The 21,635-nt window shown below is 40.9% G+C and carries 20 protein-coding genes; 14 read left to right on the forward strand and 6 right to left on the reverse strand.

Annotation, left to right across the window (positions count from 1 at the left end; all coding sequences use genetic code 11):
• The first annotated feature begins 237 nt into the window (after positions 1 to 237).
• The 11 genes from gyrA to pyrF all read left to right on the forward strand — a co-directional run bounded on the left by gyrA (position 238) and on the right by pyrF (position 12,800).
• A complete protein-coding gene (gyrA, locus tag P8629_RS06865; protein ID WP_278165388.1) occupies positions 238 to 2,859 on the forward strand; it encodes a DNA gyrase subunit A in 2,622 nt (873 codons plus the stop codon).
• Positions 2,860 to 2,989: 130 nt separating this feature from the next.
• Positions 2,990 to 4,054: a 3-phosphoserine/phosphohydroxythreonine transaminase gene (gene serC, locus P8629_RS06870; protein WP_278165389.1), complete on the forward strand. Its 1,065-nt coding sequence runs from the start codon at positions 2,990 to 2,992 to the stop codon at positions 4,052 to 4,054.
• 41 nt (positions 4,055 to 4,095) lie between these two features.
• Positions 4,096 to 5,196 (forward strand): prephenate dehydratase, encoded by a 1,101-nt coding sequence (gene pheA, locus P8629_RS06875; protein ID WP_278165390.1) that lies wholly within the window; start codon positions 4,096 to 4,098, stop codon positions 5,194 to 5,196.
• Positions 5,197 to 5,225: 29 nt separating this feature from the next.
• Positions 5,226 to 6,347 (forward strand): histidinol-phosphate transaminase, encoded by a 1,122-nt coding sequence (hisC, locus tag P8629_RS06880; protein ID WP_278165391.1) that lies wholly within the window; start codon positions 5,226 to 5,228, stop codon positions 6,345 to 6,347.
• Between the two features lie 29 nt (positions 6,348 to 6,376).
• The gene (locus tag P8629_RS06885) at positions 6,377 to 7,237 is read left to right on the forward strand and encodes a prephenate dehydrogenase (protein ID WP_278165392.1); all 861 of its coding nucleotides are present in this window, start codon (positions 6,377 to 6,379) and stop codon (positions 7,235 to 7,237) included.
• Between the two features lie 46 nt (positions 7,238 to 7,283).
• Positions 7,284 to 8,621, forward strand: a complete 1,338-nt coding sequence (gene aroA / locus P8629_RS06890) for a 3-phosphoshikimate 1-carboxyvinyltransferase (protein ID WP_278165393.1) — start codon at positions 7,284 to 7,286, stop codon at positions 8,619 to 8,621.
• 10 nt (positions 8,622 to 8,631) lie between these two features.
• Positions 8,632 to 9,297 carry a (d)CMP kinase gene (gene cmk / locus P8629_RS06895; protein WP_278165394.1) on the forward strand — a complete coding sequence of 222 codons (666 nt, stop codon included), beginning with the start codon at positions 8,632 to 8,634 and terminating at the stop codon, positions 9,295 to 9,297.
• Between the two features lie 206 nt (positions 9,298 to 9,503).
• Complete coding sequence (gene rpsA / locus P8629_RS06900; RefSeq protein WP_278165395.1) at positions 9,504 to 11,177, forward strand: 30S ribosomal protein S1; 1,674 nt, start codon at positions 9,504 to 9,506, stop codon at positions 11,175 to 11,177.
• A gap of 129 nt (positions 11,178 to 11,306) precedes the next feature.
• Positions 11,307 to 11,612, forward strand: a complete 306-nt coding sequence (locus P8629_RS06905; protein ID WP_278165396.1) for an integration host factor subunit beta — start codon at positions 11,307 to 11,309, stop codon at positions 11,610 to 11,612.
• 63 nt (positions 11,613 to 11,675) lie between these two features.
• Entirely contained in the window at positions 11,676 to 12,017 is a 342-nt protein-coding gene (locus tag P8629_RS06910) for a LapA family protein (protein ID WP_278165397.1), read from the forward strand.
• 72 nt (positions 12,018 to 12,089) lie between these two features.
• The gene (gene pyrF / locus P8629_RS06915) at positions 12,090 to 12,800 is read left to right on the forward strand and encodes an orotidine-5'-phosphate decarboxylase (protein ID WP_278165398.1); all 711 of its coding nucleotides are present in this window, start codon (positions 12,090 to 12,092) and stop codon (positions 12,798 to 12,800) included.
• On the opposite strand, the gene P8629_RS06920 is transcribed toward pyrF, so the two are convergent.
• Genes P8629_RS06920 through P8629_RS06935 form a run of 4 tightly spaced genes read right to left on the reverse strand, consistent with a single transcriptional unit; the run spans position 12,778 to position 17,587 of the window.
• Positions 12,778 to 14,337 carry an ATP-binding protein gene (locus tag P8629_RS06920; RefSeq protein WP_278165399.1) on the reverse strand — a complete coding sequence of 520 codons (1,560 nt, stop codon included), beginning with the start codon at positions 14,335 to 14,337 and terminating at the stop codon, positions 12,778 to 12,780. The genes pyrF and P8629_RS06920 overlap by 23 nt on opposite strands.
• Before the next feature lie 42 nt (positions 14,338 to 14,379).
• The gene (locus P8629_RS06925; protein WP_278165400.1) at positions 14,380 to 15,081 is read right to left on the reverse strand and encodes a response regulator transcription factor; all 702 of its coding nucleotides are present in this window, start codon (positions 15,079 to 15,081) and stop codon (positions 14,380 to 14,382) included.
• A 46-nt stretch (positions 15,082 to 15,127) separates the two neighbouring features.
• Positions 15,128 to 16,060 carry a hypothetical protein gene (locus P8629_RS06930; RefSeq protein WP_278165401.1) on the reverse strand — a complete coding sequence of 311 codons (933 nt, stop codon included), beginning with the start codon at positions 16,058 to 16,060 and terminating at the stop codon, positions 15,128 to 15,130.
• 24 nt (positions 16,061 to 16,084) lie between these two features.
• Entirely contained in the window at positions 16,085 to 17,587 is a 1,503-nt protein-coding gene (locus P8629_RS06935) for an RNA polymerase factor sigma-54 (protein ID WP_278165402.1), read from the reverse strand.
• 170 nt (positions 17,588 to 17,757) lie between these two features.
• On the opposite strand from P8629_RS06935, the gene P8629_RS06940 reads away from it, so the two are divergent.
• Positions 17,758 to 18,210 carry a hypothetical protein gene (locus P8629_RS06940; protein ID WP_278165403.1) on the forward strand — a complete coding sequence of 151 codons (453 nt, stop codon included), beginning with the start codon at positions 17,758 to 17,760 and terminating at the stop codon, positions 18,208 to 18,210.
• Between the two features lie 167 nt (positions 18,211 to 18,377).
• On the opposite strand, the gene P8629_RS06945 is transcribed toward P8629_RS06940, so the two are convergent.
• Both P8629_RS06945 and P8629_RS06950 read right to left on the reverse strand, forming a co-directional pair.
• On the reverse strand, positions 18,378 to 18,806 hold the full coding sequence (locus tag P8629_RS06945; protein WP_278165404.1) for a hypothetical protein: 429 nt from the start codon (positions 18,804 to 18,806) through the stop codon (positions 18,378 to 18,380).
• 393 nt (positions 18,807 to 19,199) lie between these two features.
• Positions 19,200 to 19,442, reverse strand: a complete 243-nt coding sequence (locus P8629_RS06950; RefSeq protein ID WP_278165405.1) for a hypothetical protein — start codon at positions 19,440 to 19,442, stop codon at positions 19,200 to 19,202.
• Positions 19,443 to 19,477: 35 nt separating this feature from the next.
• On the opposite strand from P8629_RS06950, the gene P8629_RS06955 reads away from it, so the two are divergent.
• Together P8629_RS06955 and P8629_RS06960 are read left to right on the forward strand one after the other, a co-directional pair.
• Positions 19,478 to 19,666, forward strand: a complete 189-nt coding sequence (locus P8629_RS06955; RefSeq protein ID WP_278165406.1) for a hypothetical protein — start codon at positions 19,478 to 19,480, stop codon at positions 19,664 to 19,666.
• Between the two features lie 4 nt (positions 19,667 to 19,670).
• Positions 19,671 to 21,635, forward strand: coding sequence for a replication endonuclease (locus P8629_RS06960; protein WP_278165407.1), 1,965 nt, complete (start codon positions 19,671 to 19,673; stop codon positions 21,633 to 21,635).

Raw genomic sequence — 21,635 nt, forward strand, 5'->3', positions numbered from 1 at the left:
CAATTAGTCAGTTTTTTATTTAATTTAATCGATGTAACAATATGAAATCGACCTTCTTTTCGACCTTGGGTGCGACCCATAAAATTAAGTAAAAACAAGTAACACACCATTCTAAAGAAGCATTGTTGCTTATTTATTATAATTTTTACGCTTCAATCATCATAAAACCTAGAGGAAATGGTTTAATTTGGGGTATAATGCTTAGTCAATTTCAACTAAAAAGAAAACTGTAATTCTATGTCAGATTTTGCGAGAGAAATTCTACCAATCTCATTAGAAGATGAGATGCAACAATCTTATCTAAGTTATGCGATGAGTGTTATTGTCGGGCGAGCTTTGCCTGATGTCAGAGATGGTTTGAAACCTGTTCACCGACGCGTTCTATACGCAATGAATGAATTAGGGAACTCTTGGAATAAACCCTATAAGAAATCAGCCCGTATCGTCGGTGATGTAATCGGTAAATATCACCCGCATGGTGACACTGCAGTTTACGACACGATTGTACGTATGGCGCAGCCTTTCTCGCTACGTTACATGCTGGTTGATGGTCAAGGGAACTTTGGTTCGATTGATGGTGACTCGCCTGCAGCTATGCGTTATACCGAAGTACGCATGTCGAAAATCGCGCATGAACTGCTCGCAGATTTAGACAAAGAAACAGTCAACTTCACCCCGAACTATGACGGGTCTGAATCTGAACCAGATGTCTTGCCAACACGCATTCCAAACTTGTTGGTAAACGGTTCTTCAGGGATCGCTGTCGGGATGGCAACTAACATTCCGCCTCATAACCTAAATGAAACGGTAAGTGCTTGTATTGGTCTGATTGATAACCCAGAACTGACCATCTCAGACTTAATGGAATTCTTACCAGGACCGGATTTCCCAACTTATGGGATTATCAACGGAACAAAAGGGATTCGTGAAGCTTATGAGACTGGCCGTGGCCGTGTTCAGATGCGAGCTAGAACCAGCATCGAAATGGATAAGAACGGAAAAGCTTCGATTATCGTTCACGAAATTCCTTATCAGGTTAACAAAGCCAAGTTGATTGAGCGAATTGCTGAATTGGTAAAAGAGAAAAAAATTGAAGGGATTTCAGCCCTACGTGATGAGTCCGATAAAGACGGGATGCGTATTGTTGTTGAAGTCAAACGTGGAGAAGTCCCTGAGGTTTTAATCAACAACCTTTACAAACAGACGACCATGCAAACCGTATTCGGTATCAATATGGTTGCTTTGATTAATGGTCAGCCTAAACTCTTAAACCTTAAAGATGTTCTAGAAGCCTTTATTCGCCACCGCCGTGAAGTGGTTACGCGTCGTACGATCTATGATCTTCGAAAAGCACGAGAAAAAGCACACATATTAGAAGGGTTGGCTCTGGCTCTAAACAATATCGATGAGATGATTGAACTCATCAAAGCCTCTCCAAGCCCAGCTGTCGCCAAAGAGCGCATGCTGGAAAGAGACTGGTCTATCGGTAACGTTGAGCAACTTCTAGAAAAAGTTGAAATGAAAGACGTTCGCCCAGAAGACCTTCCAGAAGGGTTTGGAGCGGATGGAAGCGGCATTTACAAACTTTCACCGACACAAGCACAAGCTATCCTGGAAATGCGCCTGCATCGCTTAACAGGGTTAGAGCAAGACAAGATTATTGCTGAATATCGTGATTTAGTTCTTAAAATCGCCGAGTTTCTGGAGATTTTACGTAACCCAGATCGTTTAACCGAAGTGGTGCGGGAAGAACTTGAGGAAGTTGTTGAAAGCTTTGGCGATCAACGTCGAACTGAGATTGATCATAGTTATCAAGACATTGATGCTGAAGACTTGATCGCAGTAGAAAACCGTATTGTGACTTTGTCACGTGACGGTTATATCAAAACACAACCTCTTTCTGACTACCAAGCACAACGACGTGGTGGGCGTGGTAAATCAGCTACACAAATGAAAGAAGATGACGAAATTGGTCAAATGCTTGTGGCCAGCACGCATGATATGCTGCTGTGCTTCTCTAACCGCGGTAAATTGTACTGGCAAAAAACCTGGCAGCTACCATTGGCTAGTCGCGGTTCAAAAGGAAAGCCAATTGTAAATGTCTTGCCTTTGGAAACAGGGGAACATATTACTTCGATTCTTCCTGTATCAGAGTTCTCAGATGGTTATTATGTCTTTATGGCAACAAAACAATCTACTGTCAAGCGTGTTGCTTTGTCAGATTTCTCTCGTCCAAGAGCCAACGGAATCATTGCGGTTGACTTGTTAGACGATGATGAGCTGGTAGGTACTGCCATTACAGATGGTGAACAAGATATTATGCTATTCAGCAATATCGGTAAAGCCATCCGATTTGATGAAAATGATGTACGTGTTATGGGGCGTCAGGCACGAGGTGTGCGCGGCATGAAGCTAAAAGAAGGCATGTCTATCATCAGTATGCAGGTTGCACGCAAAGACACCTTAATCCTAACAGCCACTGAGCATGGTTATGGTAAGTGCACGCCTGTAGATGACTATTCAACCATCAACCGTGGTGGGCAAGGGGTCATCTCAATCAAGACCTCTGACCGAAATGGTAATGTTGTTTATTCTGTCGCTGTAACCCCTGATCAGGAGGTTGTACTGATTACCAATAAAGGTACTTTGGTACGTACACGAGTTGCAGAAGTTTCAGTTGTCGGTCGAAACACCCAAGGTGTTAAATTAATTAACGTCGGTAAAGGTGAAATGGTCGTCGGGCTTGCGGTTGTTGATGTTCAAGAAGATGAGCTTCCCGAGATCGATGAAGATGAACTTCCGGAATCGTCTGAATCTCCGGTTATTTCTTCAGAAAACGAGACTGAACAGCAAGATTAAAGATAAGATTCGCTTTTTATTCAACCCTCTTTCTTGCCTGGTTATAAAGCTACCCAGGCAAGTTCAACCCTCCTATGTTGGCACTAAAGAAAGAGTTTTAACCCCCCAAAATTTAAGCTAAAGAGAGACAATGAGAGCATTTAACTTTAGTGCTGGACCTGCAATGCTTCCTGAAGCGGTCATGCGCAAAGCACAATCAGAATTTTTAGATTGGAACAATACCGGTATGTCGGTTATGGAAATGAGCCACCGTAGTAAAGAATTTATGGCGGTTGCACATAACATGGAACAGACGTTACGTGAAATCATGGCAATACCTGACAATTACAAGGTTTTGTTTGTTCATGGCGGTGCATCTCTGCAATTTGCAGGTATTCCGATGAATTTAACCTCGGAAAACGATACAGTTGATTACGTCAATACGGGTGTCTGGTCTCAAAAAGCAATTAAAGAAGCGGCACGGTATGTCAATGTTAATGTAGTTGCAGAAGCAGAAACCTGTATTCCTGATGAGTCAGAATGGCAACTGTCTAGCGAGGCTAAATATGTTCATATTTGCCAAAATGAAACCATAACGGGCGTTGAATTTCAAACCCTTCCTAAAACAGATAAACCTATCATTGCCGATTTTTCTTCTACCATCTTATCTCGACCGATTAATGTCGCAGACTATGGGGTGATTTATGCTGGTGCCCAAAAAAATATTGGGCCTGCTGGATTGGCAATCGTAATTGTTCGTGAAGATTTGGTCGGTCAAGCACGTTCTGACACCCCGAATCTGATGAACTGGGAAACCTATAACAATAATGAATCCATGTTCAACACACCATCCACTTTTTCATGGTATTTAGCAGGGTTGGTTTTTGACTGGATCAAAGAGCAGGGCGGTGTTGAAGCAATGGCTGAAATCAATCAACGTAAATCTCAAAAACTTTACGATTTGATTGATACATCGGACTTCTACTATAACGAAATCGAGCCTAACGTTCGATCTTGGATGAACGTGACCTTTAAGTTAAAAAACACCGATTTAGATGCCGCATTTTTAGAAGAATCAAAAGCAGCCGGACTTCTAAGCTTAAAAGGACATAAAGCATACGGTGGGATGCGTGCTAGTATATACAACGCAATGCCAGAAGAAGGTGTAGATGCTTTAATCCGTTTTATGAAAGCGTTTGAAGCCAAATACGCCTAATATTCTCCCTTTAACTGACAGAAAATTGCTAATGAACCGGTATGATTAACGACACTGAAAAACAACAATTAACCCAAATACGTGATGAAATTGATGCGATTGATTCTGAGATTCAGACCTTAATTTCGCGACGTGCGGAATGCGCTCAAAAAGTAGCGGACATCAAAACACAAGGTGGAAAAGTTGAAGCAGTGTTTTATCGACCTGAACGTGAAGCACAGGTTCTACGAGCGGTAAAAGAGCGCAATAAAAGCCTGATTTCTGGTGATGACATGGCGCGTTTATTTAGAGAAATTATGTCGGTATGCTTGGCATTGGAACAACCTATCAAGGTGGCTTACCTTGGACCAGAAGGCAGCTATAGCCATGCCAGTGTATTAAAACAATTTGGTTCCTGGGTGCATCCGTATGCTGTCTCTTCCATTGAAGAAGTTTTTCAAGCTGTTGAAAAAAATGAAGCTCACTATGGTTTAGTCCCTGTAGAAAACTCTTCAGAAGGCATTGTTAAGCAAACACAAAATGAATTGCTTTCAACTCCTTTGAAAGTGTCAGGAGAAGTCAGTCTTGTCATTCATCATTGTTTATTGTCTCAAGCATCTCATATCGACAAGATTAAGAAAGTCATTGCACATCCTCAAGCATTAGGTCAATGTGAAAACTGGCTTAAAAATAATATGCCAGGCGTACTGGTTGAAGCGGTTGAGTCCAATGCTTTGGCCGCCCAAATGGCACAAAAAGATGCCACTTTAGGTGCCATTGCTTCAGAACAGGCGGCACAACTGTACGAATTAAACATGCTCGAAACGCATATTGAAGATCGCAAGGATAATACCACCAAATTCTGGGTCTTGGGCTCAGAAGAAACTGACCCAAGTGGTGCGGATAAAACGGCGATGGTGGTTGCAATGCCGAATAAAGCCGGCGCATTATTAAGTGTTTTATCCAGCTTTGCAGAGCGTGATATCAGCATGACAAGAATTATTTCACTGCCATCTTCAGAAACGAAATGGGATTACCTGTTTTTTATCGATGTTATTGGTCATCAAAAAGATGAGTCGCTAATGACTGCGATTAAAGAAGTTCAGCAAAAAACGAGCTTTTTTAAATTACTAGGTTCTTTTCCGGTGTCACCCTTAAGTTAACTTTGAACCAACAGAATAGGAATTAGACTATGTCTCAGCTACGCTTTTGTGATGAAGTTTTGCCCCATATCAGTGATATTCAAACCTATCAACCTGGCAAACCCATTTCAGAGTTGCAGCGCGAGCATAACCTCTTGCGTATCTCCAAGCTCGCCTCTAATGAAAATCCTCTAGGGGCAAGCCCAAAAGCAATCAAAGCGGTACAAACTGAACTCAACAACATTGGTCGTTACCCGGATGGTAACAGCTTCTATTTAAAGCAAGCTTTAGCCGACTTTTTACAAAAAAAACCTACTGAAATAGCGCTTGGAAATGGCTCTAATGAGCTTCTGGAGCTGGTTGCGCGTATTTTTGCCGGTAAAGATGATGAAATCATCTACTCGCAATACGCTTTCGCTGTTTACCCAATCAGTGCTCAAGCCGTAGGCGCTACAGGCGTTGAAGTTCCGGCAAAAGATTGGGGACACGATTTACAAGCAATGGCTGATGCAATTACGAATAAAACCAAATTAATTTATTTAGCCAATCCAAACAACCCCACAGGAACTTTGTTTACCCAACAGGAATGGGAGGCGTTTATATCAAGAGTCCCATCCAATGTTATTGTGGTATTGGATGAAGCCTATACTGAATATGTAACGCATGAAGAATATGCAAACGGGTTGGATTATCTTGAACAATACCCTAACTTGATTGTCTCTCGAACGTTCTCTAAGGCTTATGGACTGGCGGCCTTAAGAATCGGTTTTATGATTGCCAATGAAGAATTAATCGCTTACATCAATCGCTTACGTGCACCGTTTAATATCAACCACTTGGCTCAAGTCGCAGCTATTGCCGCGCTAAAAGATCCCATGTTTGTCAAAAAAACCGTCGATTTAAACCGGCAAGGAATGCAAGCATTAACTCAGTTCTTTGAAGAGAAAGGGCTGTTATATATTCCTTCTCAAGGAAATTTTGTGTGTATCAATCTTGGACAAGACGCTCTCAACATCAATCAAGCCTTATTAAAAGAAGGGGTTATTGTTAGACCGGTTGCTGCCGACGGGCCGTTCAGTCAATTTTTAAGAGTTTCTATTGGATTACCAAATGAAAACCAACATTTTATGGCTGCATTGAATAAAATACTCACCGCATCAGCTCCCAAATAATAAATGATAAAAATAAAGAAGTTAAAAGAATGCGTTTAAACAAAATAACCATTATTGGCGTCGGACTAATTGGCGGTTCATTTGCAAAAGGCATAAAAAAAGCGCAACTATGCAATCAAATAACCGGTTTTGGGTTAGATGAAAAAGAGCTTCAAAAGGCCATCAACCTTAATGTCATTGACGATTATTGTTTAGATATTGCTTCAGCGGTCAAAGACGCGGATCTAATTTTATTATCTGTCCCGTTAGGTGCGATGCAAAAGGTTTTAACGGATATTAAACCCTATGTCACAGAAAAAACCATTATCACTGATGTTGGCAGCGCAAAGACCAGCGTCTTAACCGCAGTTAAGACTGTCTTTAATAAAATTCCCACTCGTTTTGTAGCAGGACACCCTATTGCAGGCAAGGAAAAAAGCGGTGTTGAAGCGGCTTGCGATGCCTTATTTAAAGCACATAAAGTGATATTAACCCCTACCTCTGAAACCGATAAACATGCCCTGGAGCAAGTTCAACATTTATGGCAAGCTTTAGGCGCTGACGTTTCAGAAATGACACCAGAATTTCATGATGAAGTGTTTGCAGCAACCAGTCATTTGCCACATTTGTTGGCTTTCGGGTTAGTCAACCTCCTTAATGATCATGAAGAGCTAGGCAATGTCTTCCAATATACCGCTGGCGGGTTCAGAGATTTCACTCGTATCGCGTCAAGCGATGCAACCATGTGGCGAGATATATCAATGAGCAACAGCGACTCGATTGTGAAATGGTTAAAAAATTATCAGCAGGAATTAGATCATTTGATTAACTTGGTGGAAACTCACGAATCCGATAAAATCTATGATTTTTTCAGTCAAGCCAAAAAAGCTCGCGATACCCACATTCAATAAAAGGGCAGAGTCCTTTAAAAAAAGATTTCAAAGTTTAGGAAAGATTATGTCGAACAACATTCAATTCAAGGTTCAACCTGGCGGAACGATAAAAGGTCGAATCCGCGTACCTGGTGACAAGTCGATTTCTCACCGAAGCATTATGCTGGGATCAATTGCTGAAGGCACCACGCATGTCACTGGTTTTTTGGAAGGAGAGGACAGCTTAGCTACCTTAAAAGCATTCCAAGCAATGGGCGTTGAAATAAGCGGGCCTAACCAAGGAAATGTCACCATCCATGGTGTTGGCTTAAAGGGCTTAAAAAAACCAGCACACCCTCTAGATATGGGGAATTCTGGGACCGCTATGCGCTTAATGGCAGGGATTTTAGCAGGGCAAGATTTTGAGTGCGAGCTCATAGGGGACGCCTCCTTATCGAAACGCCCAATGAAGCGTGTTACTCAGCCTTTGGTTGAAATGGGTGCGAAGATTGACACAGCAGAGGGCGGAAAACCGCCCTTAAAAATCCAACAAGGACAAGCATTAAAGGCGATCAACTACCGCTTACCAATGGCCAGCGCGCAAGTGAAATCTTGTATTTTACTTGCTGGACTCTATGCAAAGGGGACTACGACAGTCATTGAACCGGCTCCCACACGAGACCATACCGAAAGAATGTTAAACGGCTTTGGTTATCCAGTACACTCAGAAAAACTAGATGACATGCAAACAAAAGTTGTGTTAGAAGGCGGTGGAAAATTAACCGCTAAAGATATTGATGTGCCATCCGACATCTCTTCGGCTGCTTTCTTTATGGTTGCGGCAGCGGTTGCAAAAGAAGCCGATTTAATCATTGAACATGTCGGCATTAACCCAACGCGTACGGGCGTAATCGATATCCTAAAGCTGATGGGGGCTGACATTACCCTTGAGAATCAAGCAACTGTAGGAGGAGAACCGGTTGCAGACATTCATATTAAATCGTCCAAATTAAAAGGCATTAAAATTCCTGAGTCATTGGTTCCTTTAGCCATTGACGAGTTTCCAGTTTTATTTGTTGCTGCCGCTTCTGCAGAAGGGCAAACAATCCTTTCTGGTGCTGAAGAGTTACGCGTAAAAGAGTCAGACCGAATTCAAGTAATGGCGGATGCTCTAATTGCTGTTGGTATTGATGCAAACCCCACTGAAGATGGAATGATTATCAATGGTGGCAAACAGAAAACACAATCTGCAGAAATCCAAAGTCATCATGACCATCGCATTTCCATGGCGATGACTGTCGCTGGTTTAAATGCTGATTCTGAAATCACCATTGATGATTGTGCCAACGTTAGAACCTCTTTCCCAAGCTTTATAGAGCTAGCAAATGAAGTCGGATTAAACATCTCCGCAATTGAAGTATAAAGGAATTATGATGACAGATTCAGTCGTGACTATTGATGGCCCAAGCGGAGTTGGCAAAGGCACTCTCGCACAGTATCTATGTTGTAAAACAGGCTTTCACTTATTGGATAGCGGCGCAATTTATCGAAGCCTTGCTTATGGCGCACTTGAAGAAAATATTGCCTTTGATAACTTACCAGGCCTGGTGAATTTAGCCGAAATTTTACCCGTTAAGTTTGTTGAAAATAGTATTCTTTATCGCGAAAAAGACATTACTTCAAAAGTTCGAACAGAAGAGGTCGCGGCAGTAGCCTCTAAAGTAGCTGCAATCCCCGAAGTAAGAGCTGCGTTACTCAAACGTCAAAAAGACTTCGCTCAGCCCCCTGGATTAATCGCGGATGGACGCGATATGGGCACAGTAGTTTTCCCGACAGCACCCGTAAAATTGTTTTTAACCGCTTCTGCAGAAGAAAGAGCAAAAAGACGAGTTAAACAGTTGAAAAATCAAGGAGTTGATGTTAATATTTGCCAAATAACTCAAGACATTATGGAAAGAGATGAACGAGATCGAACTCGTAAAAGCTCTCCTTTAGTGCCGGCAGAAGATGCTTTAGAGATTGATACAACAAGCTTATCAATTGAAGAAGTCTGCCAAATTGCATTAAACAAACTCCATGACGCAGGGTTAATCAAATAGGTTTTCTATAGTTAATACTTGTAACTTATTGAATTAAAAAGATTTAACAAAATCCTTGTTTGAAACCCGAACAGGGATTTTGTTTTTTTGTAAAAAATATTTTGTTGGCTTGTTGGGATGCCGACTATTAAGAACTGACCCGACTATTATTCTAGATACCCCAATACGATAGAAATAGCCGGTTTGAAAATTTTGGTAAATTATCCATGAGTGAATTATCTTTCGCTGAATTATTTGAGCAGTCTTTAGAAAAAGACAAATTCAAAACAGGTTCTTTGATTATCGGTACAGTTGTTGGAATCGATAAAGAAACTGTTCTAGTTGACGCAGGTATGAAATCTGAGTCTGCTATTCCTAAGTCACAATTTGAAGATGCTAACGGAGAACTTGAAGTTGCCGTTGGTGACGACGTTGAAGTTTACCTAGAAACTTTAGAAGATGGTTTCGGTGAAACTCGTTTATCACGTGAAAAAGCAAAACGTGCTAAGACTTGGGATCGTTTGGAAACTGCTCTAGAAGATAGCGAAACAGTAACTGGTCTTGTGACTGGTAAAGTTAAAGGCGGCCTGACAGTTGATGTTGAAGGCGTTCGTGGTTTCCTTCCTGGTTCACTTGTGGATGTACGTCCTATCCGTGATTTCGGTTTCCTTGAAGGCAAAGAAGTTGAACTTAAACTTGTTAAGCTTGATCGTAAGCGTAACAACGTTGTTGTTTCTCGTCGTGCTGTTATCGAAGCTGAAAACTCAGTTGAACGTGAAGCACTTCTTGCGAACATGGAAGAAGGTTCAGTTCTAGAAGGTATCGTTAAGAACCTAACTGACTACGGTGCATTTATTGATCTAGGTGGTATTGACGGTCTATTGCACATTACAGATATGGCTTGGCGTCGTGTTAACCATCCTTCAGAAGTCATCCAAGTTGGTGATGAGATCGAAGTTAAAGTATTGAAGTTCGACAGAGAGAAAAACCGTGTTTCTCTAGGCATGAAACAACTTCAGGAAGATCCATGGTCAGATATGGTTGCTCGCTACCCAATTGGTTCAGAAATCATGGGGAAAGTTGCGAACATCACAGATTACGGTGCTTTCATTGAAATCGAAGATGGTATTGAAGGGCTTGTTCATACATCAGAATTGGATTGGACCAACCGTAACATCCACCCATCTAAAGTGGTTCACCTTGGTCAAGAAGTTAAAGTTAAAATCTTGGATGTTGATCAAGAGCGTCGTCGTATTTCATTGTCTATTAAGCAATGTACTGTTAACCCTTGGGAAGCTTTCTCAGCAACACATACTAAAGGTGACAAAATCTCTGGTAGCATTAAATCTATCACTGATTTCGGTATCTTCATTGGTCTAGAAGGCAACATCGATGGTCTTGTTCACTTGACTGATATTTCTTGGTCACAATCTGGCGAAGAAGCCGTACGTGAATTCAAGAAAGGGGATGAGCTAGAAACCGTTATTCTATCTATTGATCCTGATCGTGAGCGTATCTCTTTAGGTCTAAAACAGCTAGAACAAGATCCTTTCGGTGAGTTTGTTGCTGAAAATGGCAAAAACAGCATCGTAACAGGTACTGTTAAGTCTGTAGACGAGAAGGGTGCAGTAATTGATCTAGCTGAAGAAGTTGAAGGTTACCTTCGTGTTTCTGAACTAGATGAAGATACTCGTGATGCCAGCTCGGTATTAAAAGTTGGTGATTCTGTTGAGGCTAAGATTGTTAACGTTGATCGTAAAAACCGTAACGTTTCATTATCTATCAAAGCAAAAGCGATGCAAGATGAAGCGAATGCGGTTAAAGACTATTCATCTAAGCAACCTCAAGCGCAGAACACTTTAGGGGACTTGTTAAAAGGTCAACTTTCTTCTGAAGATTAATTGTAACTCAATACCAGCTCACCTTTCTGTGCGCTGGTAGGAAATACATTAAAAACTCTCTAATCTGTTATCTCGATAGCAGATTAGAATACGATTCATTTTTAATGAATGAAGAAAGAGACAATAATAATGACTAAGTCAGAATTAATTGAATTGATTGCTAGAAAACAAACTCAATTTAGTCAAAAAGACGTTGAGTTAGCAATCAACCAAATCTTAGACTCGATGATAGACACTTTATCAGAAGGCGACAGAATTGAAATTCGTGGCTTTGGTAGTTTTAGTCTTCATCATAGAAAAGCACGTTTAGGGCGTAACCCCAAAACGGGCGAAAAAGTTGAATTAAGTGAGAAGCGCGTCCCTCATTTCAAGCCGGGGAAATCCCTGCGAGATAGAGTTGACGATTCTAAGGATTTCACAGATATTATTGGCTAAATATCATTCAACTATTCTTTGAAAAGGGTTACAATGTTTTAAAAACATTGTGGCCCTTTTTTTATGACTAAAATATTTTCATTTACCATCACAATCCTTTTTCTATTAATCGGTTTAACGCTGGGAATCCTAAACCCCAACCTAGTCCCGTTCGATCTATTCTGGACGCAAATCGAAATGCCATTATCTCTTTTACTCGCCATTGCACTCGTCATTGGAATGCTACTCGCCAGCTTTTACTTTTTGTCACAAACATTGACACTAAAGTGGCACTTAAAACGGCAGGAAAAAGCGAATAAGAAACAACTAGATGAAATCATTCAGCTCAAAAAACAAATATTAGAGCTGCAAACGCAAAAAAATGACCGTGATAAAAAATCATTAAGTCTTGAAGCTGAACATTAAAGGCTGATTTCATTCACACAATTCTATTTTGTAAACTCAAAAAATATAGACCGCCTTACCAAGAGAATAATCATGATCCAATCCTCTCAACCTGATCCAAAAGTTGTTATTGCCCTCGATTTCCCAAAAACCCAATTAGCTTATGACTTCGCTCAACGGCTAGACCCTAAACTCTGCCGACTTAAAGTTGGGAAAGAATTATTTGCATTAGGAGGGCCGCAGCTAGTCGAAAAATTAATAGCACAAGGTTTTGACGTTTTTTTGGACCTAAAATACCATGATATTCCAAATACAGTGGCCATGGCATGCCGTGCGGCGGCAGAAATGGGGGTATGGATGGTAAACGTTCATAGTCTAGGAGGGCGAAAAATGATGGAAGCAGCTAAAGAAGCTGTTTTATCCGCATCACACCAACCTCTTTTGATCGGCGTTACCATACTCACCAGCATGGAAACTGAGGATTTAGCAGAAATTGGTTTAAAAGGAACACCAAAAGAAAACGTTTTACGCTTGGCCAAACTGGCAAAGTCTTCTGGCTTAGATGGGGTTGTATGCTCGGCTCAGGAAGCTTCAGATTTAAGACATGAGCTAGGACAAGATTTTTGCCTAGTCACACCAGGAATTCGCCCAGCAAATGCAGATGTGAATGACCAAAAAAGAATTATGACACCTGCGGACGCCATTTCAGCAGGATCGAGTTACCTAGTGGTAGGGCGACCAATCACACAAGCACAAGATCCTCTTGCCATTCTTAACGCCATTAATGCGTCAATTGGTATATAGGTAATTCAAGTTTAAATTCAACACCATAAGGCTCATTGTCTTGAGAATTGATCAGATTCTGCGCATCGACAGCTCCTAGATGAAAATCCGCAATGAGCTTCACAATAAACAGACCCAGCCCTAAATGGGTTTGATCATCGGCATTCGCTTCTCGAATCGACATCATCCCATCAAATATTTGCTTTTCATAACCTGACGGCAGCGCAGGGCCACTATTTTGAACTTTAATCGTGATTGTTTTATCATCTTGAGTCGCCAAAATATTGATTGGCATTTGGTGATCATTAAAGTCTTTAGCATTACTGATAAGCTTATCCATTAACTGCTCCAGCATAAACCCATCCCCTAAAATATAGGTCTGCGGTTTAAGCTTATAATCCACCAAAACATCTTTTTTATCATTAGTTTCCTGGATACTTTCAAGGTAATGCTTTAGCATTTCACCAATATCGAAAGGCTCTGGGCTTTGCGAATTTAAGCTGTCTTCAATACTGGAAGCTTCAGACAAGGAAGCGATAATTTGTTTTAACTGCTCTAATGCATGCTTAGAATAACGAATCTGCTTATGTTCCACATCTTTCTCCAGCAAGGACAAAGACATTGATAAACGATTTAATGGATTGTGAATCTCATGCCGCAAGGTTCTTGGCAGTTGCTTCAGATAGCGTTCATAGGAAGAAAGCTGGGTCAGCATTTCGTAAATATGATGCCTTAAATCAGACAGTTCATCGTGATAGCCTCGAATCCGCGTATCGGGAAAAGATAATTGGTTGACCTTACCGTAATTATCAAACGTATTTCGTACATCTTTATCCAACCTGACAATACGATTTGAAAGTGATGCCGTGTAAATAATCGCACCTAAAATCACTAAAAAGAAAACTAAGCCACCAATTCCAATTAAACGGTAAAAATAATTTAACGACTCCGTCAACAAGCTGTCCATCGTTTGCTCTAAAACCGCCGCACCAATGATTTGATTTTTTACTCTTAAAGGCGTTGCCGACATTAACGAAACAGGCTGATTATTCCGGTCCATACGGTACTGTTGAAATGTTCGCCCGTTAATCGCTTGTCGAATTAAAGCAATTTCTGGCGTTTTACTTTGTGGGTAGGGGTAGGGCAAGGTATACGGAACAATAGCAGAGAAAGTTTTAATTAAAAAATGGCCCAATAAACTGAAGGGATCATTATTTTTTTCTAAAGAATTATAATTCGGTAAATGTCCCACCACATACGTGGCTTGGCCATACTCATTCACAATCCAAAGAACAGATTTCTCTAAATTTAGATGAGACAATTGACTAGTTGGGTTACCTGCTTGAATTTGCAAAGCCCATAAATCGGTACGATTCTCAAGAATATAGGATAAATTAACCACGGTTTGCTGCTGGATAATGGCTTGGTTTTTTAGAAGCAACCGATGCAGATCAACAGCAAACTTATAGGCTAAAAAAGGTAAAATTGTCAACAACAACAACAAGATAAAGAATCTTGTTCGAATAGAAAGTCGAAGACGAAAGGCCGGTTTTCTCATAAATCTCAAACAATCCTATTAGTCAAAACTGGCCAGGCCTGGTTATTTTTTATGCCAGCTGTACCCTCGTCCATACTCATTATGAATTAAGTTGAATTCCGGATCTATTTTTTTAAAAGCGGATCGGATTCGACAAATATGAGTGTTAATGGTATTTCGCTCAACCACTCCTTGAGTGGACTCTTGCAGAGTATCATATGTCACAACACCTCGTTCACCTGTCAAAGCAAACTGCTTCAACATTTCAAACTCCGTTGCGGTGAGATCCAACGGTTTTTCTTGCCAATAGGCTTTGAATTCTTCATTCGCCAGGTCCAATCCATTAATCAATGATTGCTCGGCTTTATCCGCTGCCGGGCTAGAACCGGTTATACGTAACAAGTTTTTTACTTTTGCCGTTAACACACTTAAGCTAATCGGCTTGGGAAGGTAATCAATTGCACCTAGAGCATGTCCGGTATAAATATCGAATTCAGATTGTCTTTCCGATAAGAAAATGACTGGAATCGCACGTTCATAAGACAATAAGTGCTTCGCCAACTCAAACCCACCATCAATTTCATTTCCTAGAATAATGTCGGAAATAACCAAATCTGGCAGACTGTCTTCAAAACTGGCTTCAGCAGATTTTCGGTCAGAAAACGCTTTCACTTGAAAGCCTTGTTCGGCTAAAGCCGTTTCTAGGTTTTCTAATTGTAATGGATCATCTTCAATAATACTGATGGTGTAATCAGTGTTTAACATAGTTTGCTACTCCAAAGAGGTCATTTGTTCCACTTATTTAAGCAATTTATTTTATGTATTGAAAGTCCAATACTTGCATATTCATAATGATTCCAGCATCTTGAATCGGCAGCACTATCGCATCCTCATCTGAATGATTGTGATGTGAGTGCCACCAACCCGGTGGCGTGACAAAAACAGAGCCCGGCGTCCACATTGCTTTGATCGGATCAACCAGGTTTCCATCTTCATCAATTTCTTTGGAAATTAAGGTATAGGTATCAGGCCCAGCAGACACGCAATAGTCAAGCGCAACAGAATTATGTCGATGAGGCTTTTGTACAACACCCGCTGGTAATGCGTTATAAAGAGACCATAAAGTATGTGTCAGCGTCAGCGTATGGGGGAAGTGAGGGTTTGATAGTAGGATACCCGTTCGATTACGTCCTGCCGCTTCTTCTCGAATTTTATCTAATTCATTATCCAACCGTTCTTTGGTATACAAAACTGGAGAAAAGCGTTTAGTTTTTGGCGCAACCCCTAAATACTCCAGTAAAGGCGCATCATGTACCCAGTAAATTGCAGTATCTTCTGTTGCGGTATGCAACGCATCCATCACCGCAGGTAACGTAAATAAATCGCCTGCTTTCCACTCAATGGTTCCTTCAGACATTTGCGTTCTACCTGAACCGCGAATCACAAAAAACATCTGTGAAGTCGCTTCCGCTTGCGTTTTCAGCGTATCATTCGGGTTGATTTTTAAAAAATTGGCCATCAAATTAGGTGTGGTAGCAGGGTAGGCGATATCCAAGCTTTTAGACAGGTCGAACGGAATCAGTCGAGAATCCCCCGATTGATGCAAGCTAGATGGATAATCCACTACATCAATCTTAGGCATCGGTGGATTAACCGCTGACATGTATTCATTAAAATCAGCTTGTGCTTCCCACTGTTGCTGTGCAACTTCTTGTCTGTGCTCAACGGCTTGTTTAGGAATCATAATTATTTAAAACCTGCTATCTAACTATTTAAATTTATTCATTTTTTTACGTTCACTGGAAGAGGGGATGTGCAATGCCTCACGATACTTAGCAATCGTTCGACGTGCGACATTAATTTCCTTTTCTTCCAATAAAGCCATCAATTTATTATCACTTAATGGCTTATTAGGATCTTCATTTTCAATCAACTGCTTAATATGTGATTTAATGGCAATGGCTGATTGATCCTCACTTCCATACTGAGAAACCCCGGTTGAAAAGAAATACTTCAACTCAAACGTCCCTCTTGGGGTTTGCATATATTTTTGGTTCGTTGCCCGTGATATGGTCGATTCATGCAAGTCTAGCGATTCAGCTACATCTCGAAGAACCATAGGCTGCATTGCTTGCTCGCCTTCTTCAAAAAAGCGCGCTTGCTTCTCAATGATATATTTACCGACTCTCAGCAGCGTTTCACCGCGGCTTTGAATACTTTTGATTAAGCCTTTTGCTTCAACCAATTGTTCTTTAATTTGTTTTGAATCGGAACTGTCTGTTCCTAGACTGCCTGCCATATCAATATAGGCGGAATTAATTGTCAAACGAGGAAAGGCATCCTGATTCAGCTCAACAATAAATCCTTCTTTTGAACGATATAACTTCAAATCCGGAATAACGATTTCTCCCTGAGTAGAGGAATATTCTCTTCCAGGGCGAGGACTCAATGCTTGAATGACATGAATGACTTCCATCAATTCATCATCATTCAATAAATAAATTTTCTTGATTCGTTTGTAGTCTCGAACACTGAGTAAATCAAAGTTCTCTTCAATGATTTTAATGGCAGTCACAACATAAGGATTCTGATGCAACGCTTTCAGCTGAAGAATCAAACACTCCGACAAATCTCTTGCTGCCACGCCCGTTGGTTCAAACTGTTGGATCACTGCAAGCACTTTTTCAATATCCGGCACGCTGACCATTAAATCTGGTTCATTCTTCTGGATCGACGCCATGATATCTTCTAGAGGCGCTTTTAAATAACCTTCATCATCAATGTCATCAATGATATACGAAGCAATTAATTCTTCAGAACCGGACCAAGAATAAATATCTGATTGCCAGTAAAGCTTTTCACTCAAGGTCACTTCGGCAGACGTGTAGTTCTCTGGCGCTGTATAGTCATCGTTATTGTTCGATTTGATTGAATTGGTAATAGGGGAGTCGATATAGACTTCTTCCCACTCATAATCAGCCTGCAAATCGTCCGAAAGGGTATCCGATGCTTCAATATCCAACTCTGTTTCGACATCACTCGCCTCGCTCAGCGGCTCTTCATCATACTCGGAATCATCCGCATCAAACTCTTCGGCTTCTTCAGAGCCATCTTCATCAAGCTCCAGCATGAAATTCGTTTCTAATGTCGTCGAAATAGTTTGCTGAACTTCTAACGCAGAATATTGCAAGATTTTGATGGATTGTTGCAGTTGGGGAGTCAGCTTGAGCTGTTGACCTATATTAATCTGTAAACCTGGCATTAAAGCCATAGATAGAATCTCCTTGCCCTGAAATGATTTATCGGTTGAGTATCTTAATAATGGTTATATAATAATCTAAAATGACTTAAAACGGTATGTTCCTTGGCATTAGTTTTAAAAAACATGCCAAAATCTTGATTTTAAGTAATTCATATAAAAATAATCAGAGGAGTGACAAGGTGTCCATTAAGCAACAAGCCCATGAAATCGTTGATCAATTACCAGAAGATGCCAACTGGAACGATTTAATTAAAAGCCTATATCGCAATCAGAAAATTACCTTGGGAATGACGGATTTAGAGCTGACGCAAGATCATTTATCTGAAGCCGAAATTTCAAACATTATGGCTCGCTTAGATTCTTCAAGTGCCATGCCTGATGATATGCGTGATACAAAGTCTTATAACCCAGGAAATGAAGCCACATTAGGCATGGTGGCAGGTGTCATAGCAATCTTTTTCGCATTTGTATTTCCACCTATTACCTGGATTGCTGCACCAATAGCTGTAATTGCCGGTGCTATGGGCGTTAAACACCATCAACCTAAGGCTTGGGTACCAATCTTAATGGGCATCGTTTCTATGGCGCCGATGATGATAATGCTCAGTGAACACATGGATTATTTTAAATAAAGATAAATCCCATCAAGTAGGTTTGTACTTCCAACAGACAAGAAGGAATGTACAAACCTCAATATCAAACCCAAGCAAATATAATCAAAATCTCTTTTTTAAATTCCATCCTTAAAACAAATCATTTATATCATTTTTAAAATTTAAACACGTCAATGCAGCCCCATTCAAAACCATTTAATATTCGCATAATGTATAGAAAGTAGGTTATTTTGTTCAAAATCAGCCGCTTGCGATTCATTCGGAGCGAGGTTTAAAGTACTTGCCAAAGCCAAAGCACCAAACCCCGCCACACCACCCTTTGCGGCTTTAGTCCAAAAGCTTTTGACTTCTTCATTTTTTGCACGCTTGGCACGAAGTGCACCAATAATCTGCATGGGGTCCACTTGTGCATAATAAGCAATTGCAAAAATGATGTCGTCGTCGTCGCATTCACGTTCTTCTTTTAAATAGTAGTGTATTGCAGATGTGCTTATTCCAAGAACTTTTGATAATTTATAGTCAGTTGCTTTTGTGAACTTTCCGGCTTTTTCCGAAAGTTGTTTTGTAACTTCATTCCGAGCCATTTCTAAATACTTAGCTGTAATGTCGCCCATAATCATTTCCTTAAAGTTAATTAATTTGTTATCAAGTATTTCATAACTAAAATATCATACATTAACCATTTTCCGGTATTTTTCCGGTAAATCAATACTTCCGCATTGTGAAAATAATATTTGACACATTTCACAAAGAGGAAGTAATATAGATTCAAATTTTCACAACTGTGAATATTTTTCCTTAAAGTTACCCCGGCGACGGTCGGGGGTTTTAATTCTTTAGGGTCCATTCAAATTTAACTTTGGGGTCAAGATGAAAAAACATACCGAATTATCAGCAGATCAAAAGAAAAAGAATTATGAAGCGGCGAGAATGAGAAAACACCTAAGAGAAGTGTTTCCTCACAAAATAGGTTATAGACGAGTTATTACAACGTTAGATAATATTTCTTATACAGGCCAGTCGGATGGAATATCGTCGATTCTTTCGGGTTCAATTTCTAGCCATTCTTCAACAGAAAAACCATGTTCTTCAATTGCATCGGAAGATTCAACCGCATCAACAAACCAACGACCAACATCGTCCGGGTGTACGTCGTCATCTTTAGAGAAAGGAATTGGGGAATGTTCAACAAATAAGATTCCTTGGGTTGTTTTGTATTTGCCTGTGGTTGGCGGTTTAGGGTAAGCCATTTTTAATAGTCCTTTTGTAATTTTAGAGGTGATTCATGCGTAATTCTAACCCAAATCAACTTTCATTCAATGCGGAAATCAGTCCGGCAGAGTGGATGCAGATAATCCGCAAGAATATCAAAGCCGCCGAATTATCAGGCGCAGAAACTTCACACTTAAAGCGCGAACAAAACGCCGCTTTCATTTCATTAAAAAATAACTTCCTAAATTCGAGCCGGGTTTAAATCAATGTATCAAACCGAAGTCATTCAAGAAGATTTTAACCGGGATATTTCAGGCTTAAAGATTAATGAATTATTGCCGGAAAATGTGGCTTTAAGAGAGCAACACATTTTGGAAGCAATCACCGAGAAAATGCTAGACCTTTCCGGGAATGATTGGCATGAAAAAGAGGGCGGCATTCGCTTTGATTTGTTGAACGCCGGGGATTCACATTTAAAGCGATTGGCGAAAAGTGAAGCCAGAAAAACAAAGCAGATTTATGAAGCGGCATTATCGGAACATATGGGCGATATAGATTTGGCCTATGTTGATGTATTTATTTACCTGACAAAAAAACGCATTACCCCGCCGGATTCAAAAACGACCTATTCAGCCGCAAACCGTGCGATTTGTTCAAAGTGGTGGCTTAGACGTTTGAGGGTGAAACAAGCGCGAGAAATGGAAACGGAAGCCTTAGAGAAAAATCAGGTTTCAAACTTCAAACAAATTTACGCATCTAACAAGAGTGTGACACGCCGGGAAGCGCAAAGAGAGAGAAATGCGCGCGTATTGGAAAATGTAACGGCAGTCAATGAGTTAGGCCAAGAATATACCATTTACGATTTAGCGGCGTTGTCGGTATCAAACCCGGAAATTCGCCGGGCTGAATTAATGACACGCATAAAAGGCTTTGAACAGTACGCGAAAAACTGGGGGGATGTTGCCGAGTTTTACACGATTACTTGCCCGTCAAAAATGCACGCCGCTCTTAGTCACTCAAAGGACAATAAAACCTTTGGTCGCCGTAATCCTAAATACGACGGAACAGATCCGCGCGCGGCACAAAAATACCTTTCAAACCAATTTAGAAAAATCCGGGCAAAACTTGACCGTAACGGCGTTGAATATTACGGCTTTAGAGTTGTTGAACCACAACACGACGGCACACCGCATTGGCATTTATTGCTTTTCATGTCACCGGAAAGCGTCGGCTTTGTTCGCAACGTGTTTAAGCATTACGCGCTTGAAATGGATGGCAACGAGAAAGGGGCAGATTTGCACCGATTCAAGGCCGAGAAAATCAAAGAGGGCATTAACCCGGAAACCGGGCAGGAATATTCAGCCGCCGGATACATTGCCAAATACATTTCAAAAGCGATTGATGGTTTTGGGGTTGGTGAAGATTTATTCGGAAATGATGCCGCCGCCGCCGCAAAACGTATTGAAACATGGGCAAGCACATGGGGAATACGTCAGTTTCAGCAAATTGGCGGGGCATCTGTAACGGTTTGGCGTGAGTTGAGACGTTTGCGGGATGACGAGGTCAACGGTTCGGAGTTAATCGAAAGAGCGAGACAATGCGCGAATGTTGGAGATTGGGCGGGATATTGTCAATTGAATTGGTCGGGCAATATCAAATTAATGAAAAAGGAACTTCCAGAGGGCGAAAACGCTTTAAACGTTTACGGGGATGAAAAGCAAATGGCTGTATTAGGAATCGAAAGCAACGGTTACGGGGTTGTTACGCGCCCTCATGTTTGGGAAATTGGCGGCAACGCCGCCAGCGAAGTGCACGAAGTGCGCGAGCCTTGGACTCGTGTCAATAACTGCACGGAACAATTACTCGAAAGTGAATTGGCACGGTTTTTAAAAGGGTTTGAATCGAATCATTCCGGGGAAGTTTCCGGGCTTATTGCGAATGGCTTTAATGCAGTTGATGCCATTCAAGCGGTGAAAGGCCGGGCAATTAGTCAGGCCATTGATGAAAGGCTGGGGAAAGGCTGGGATTTTGACGACGGATTCACCGAAAAAATGCAATTGAAGTTTGCCGGGGAAGTTGGCTTTTCTGAACTGATGGACGAATACGAAGAAAGCGGAGTACCTAATTTAGATTGTGACGGGTCAGGGTTTGAGCATTTTAAGGAATATCGGTTTAACCAATGGTTAGGCGATTATTTATATCAACGTTATGGAATTTATTTGAGTGAGTAA

The sequence above is a fragment of the Hydrogenovibrio sp. 3SP14C1 genome, from assembly GCF_029625905.1.
Taxonomy (GTDB): domain Bacteria; phylum Pseudomonadota; class Gammaproteobacteria; order Thiomicrospirales; family Thiomicrospiraceae; genus Hydrogenovibrio.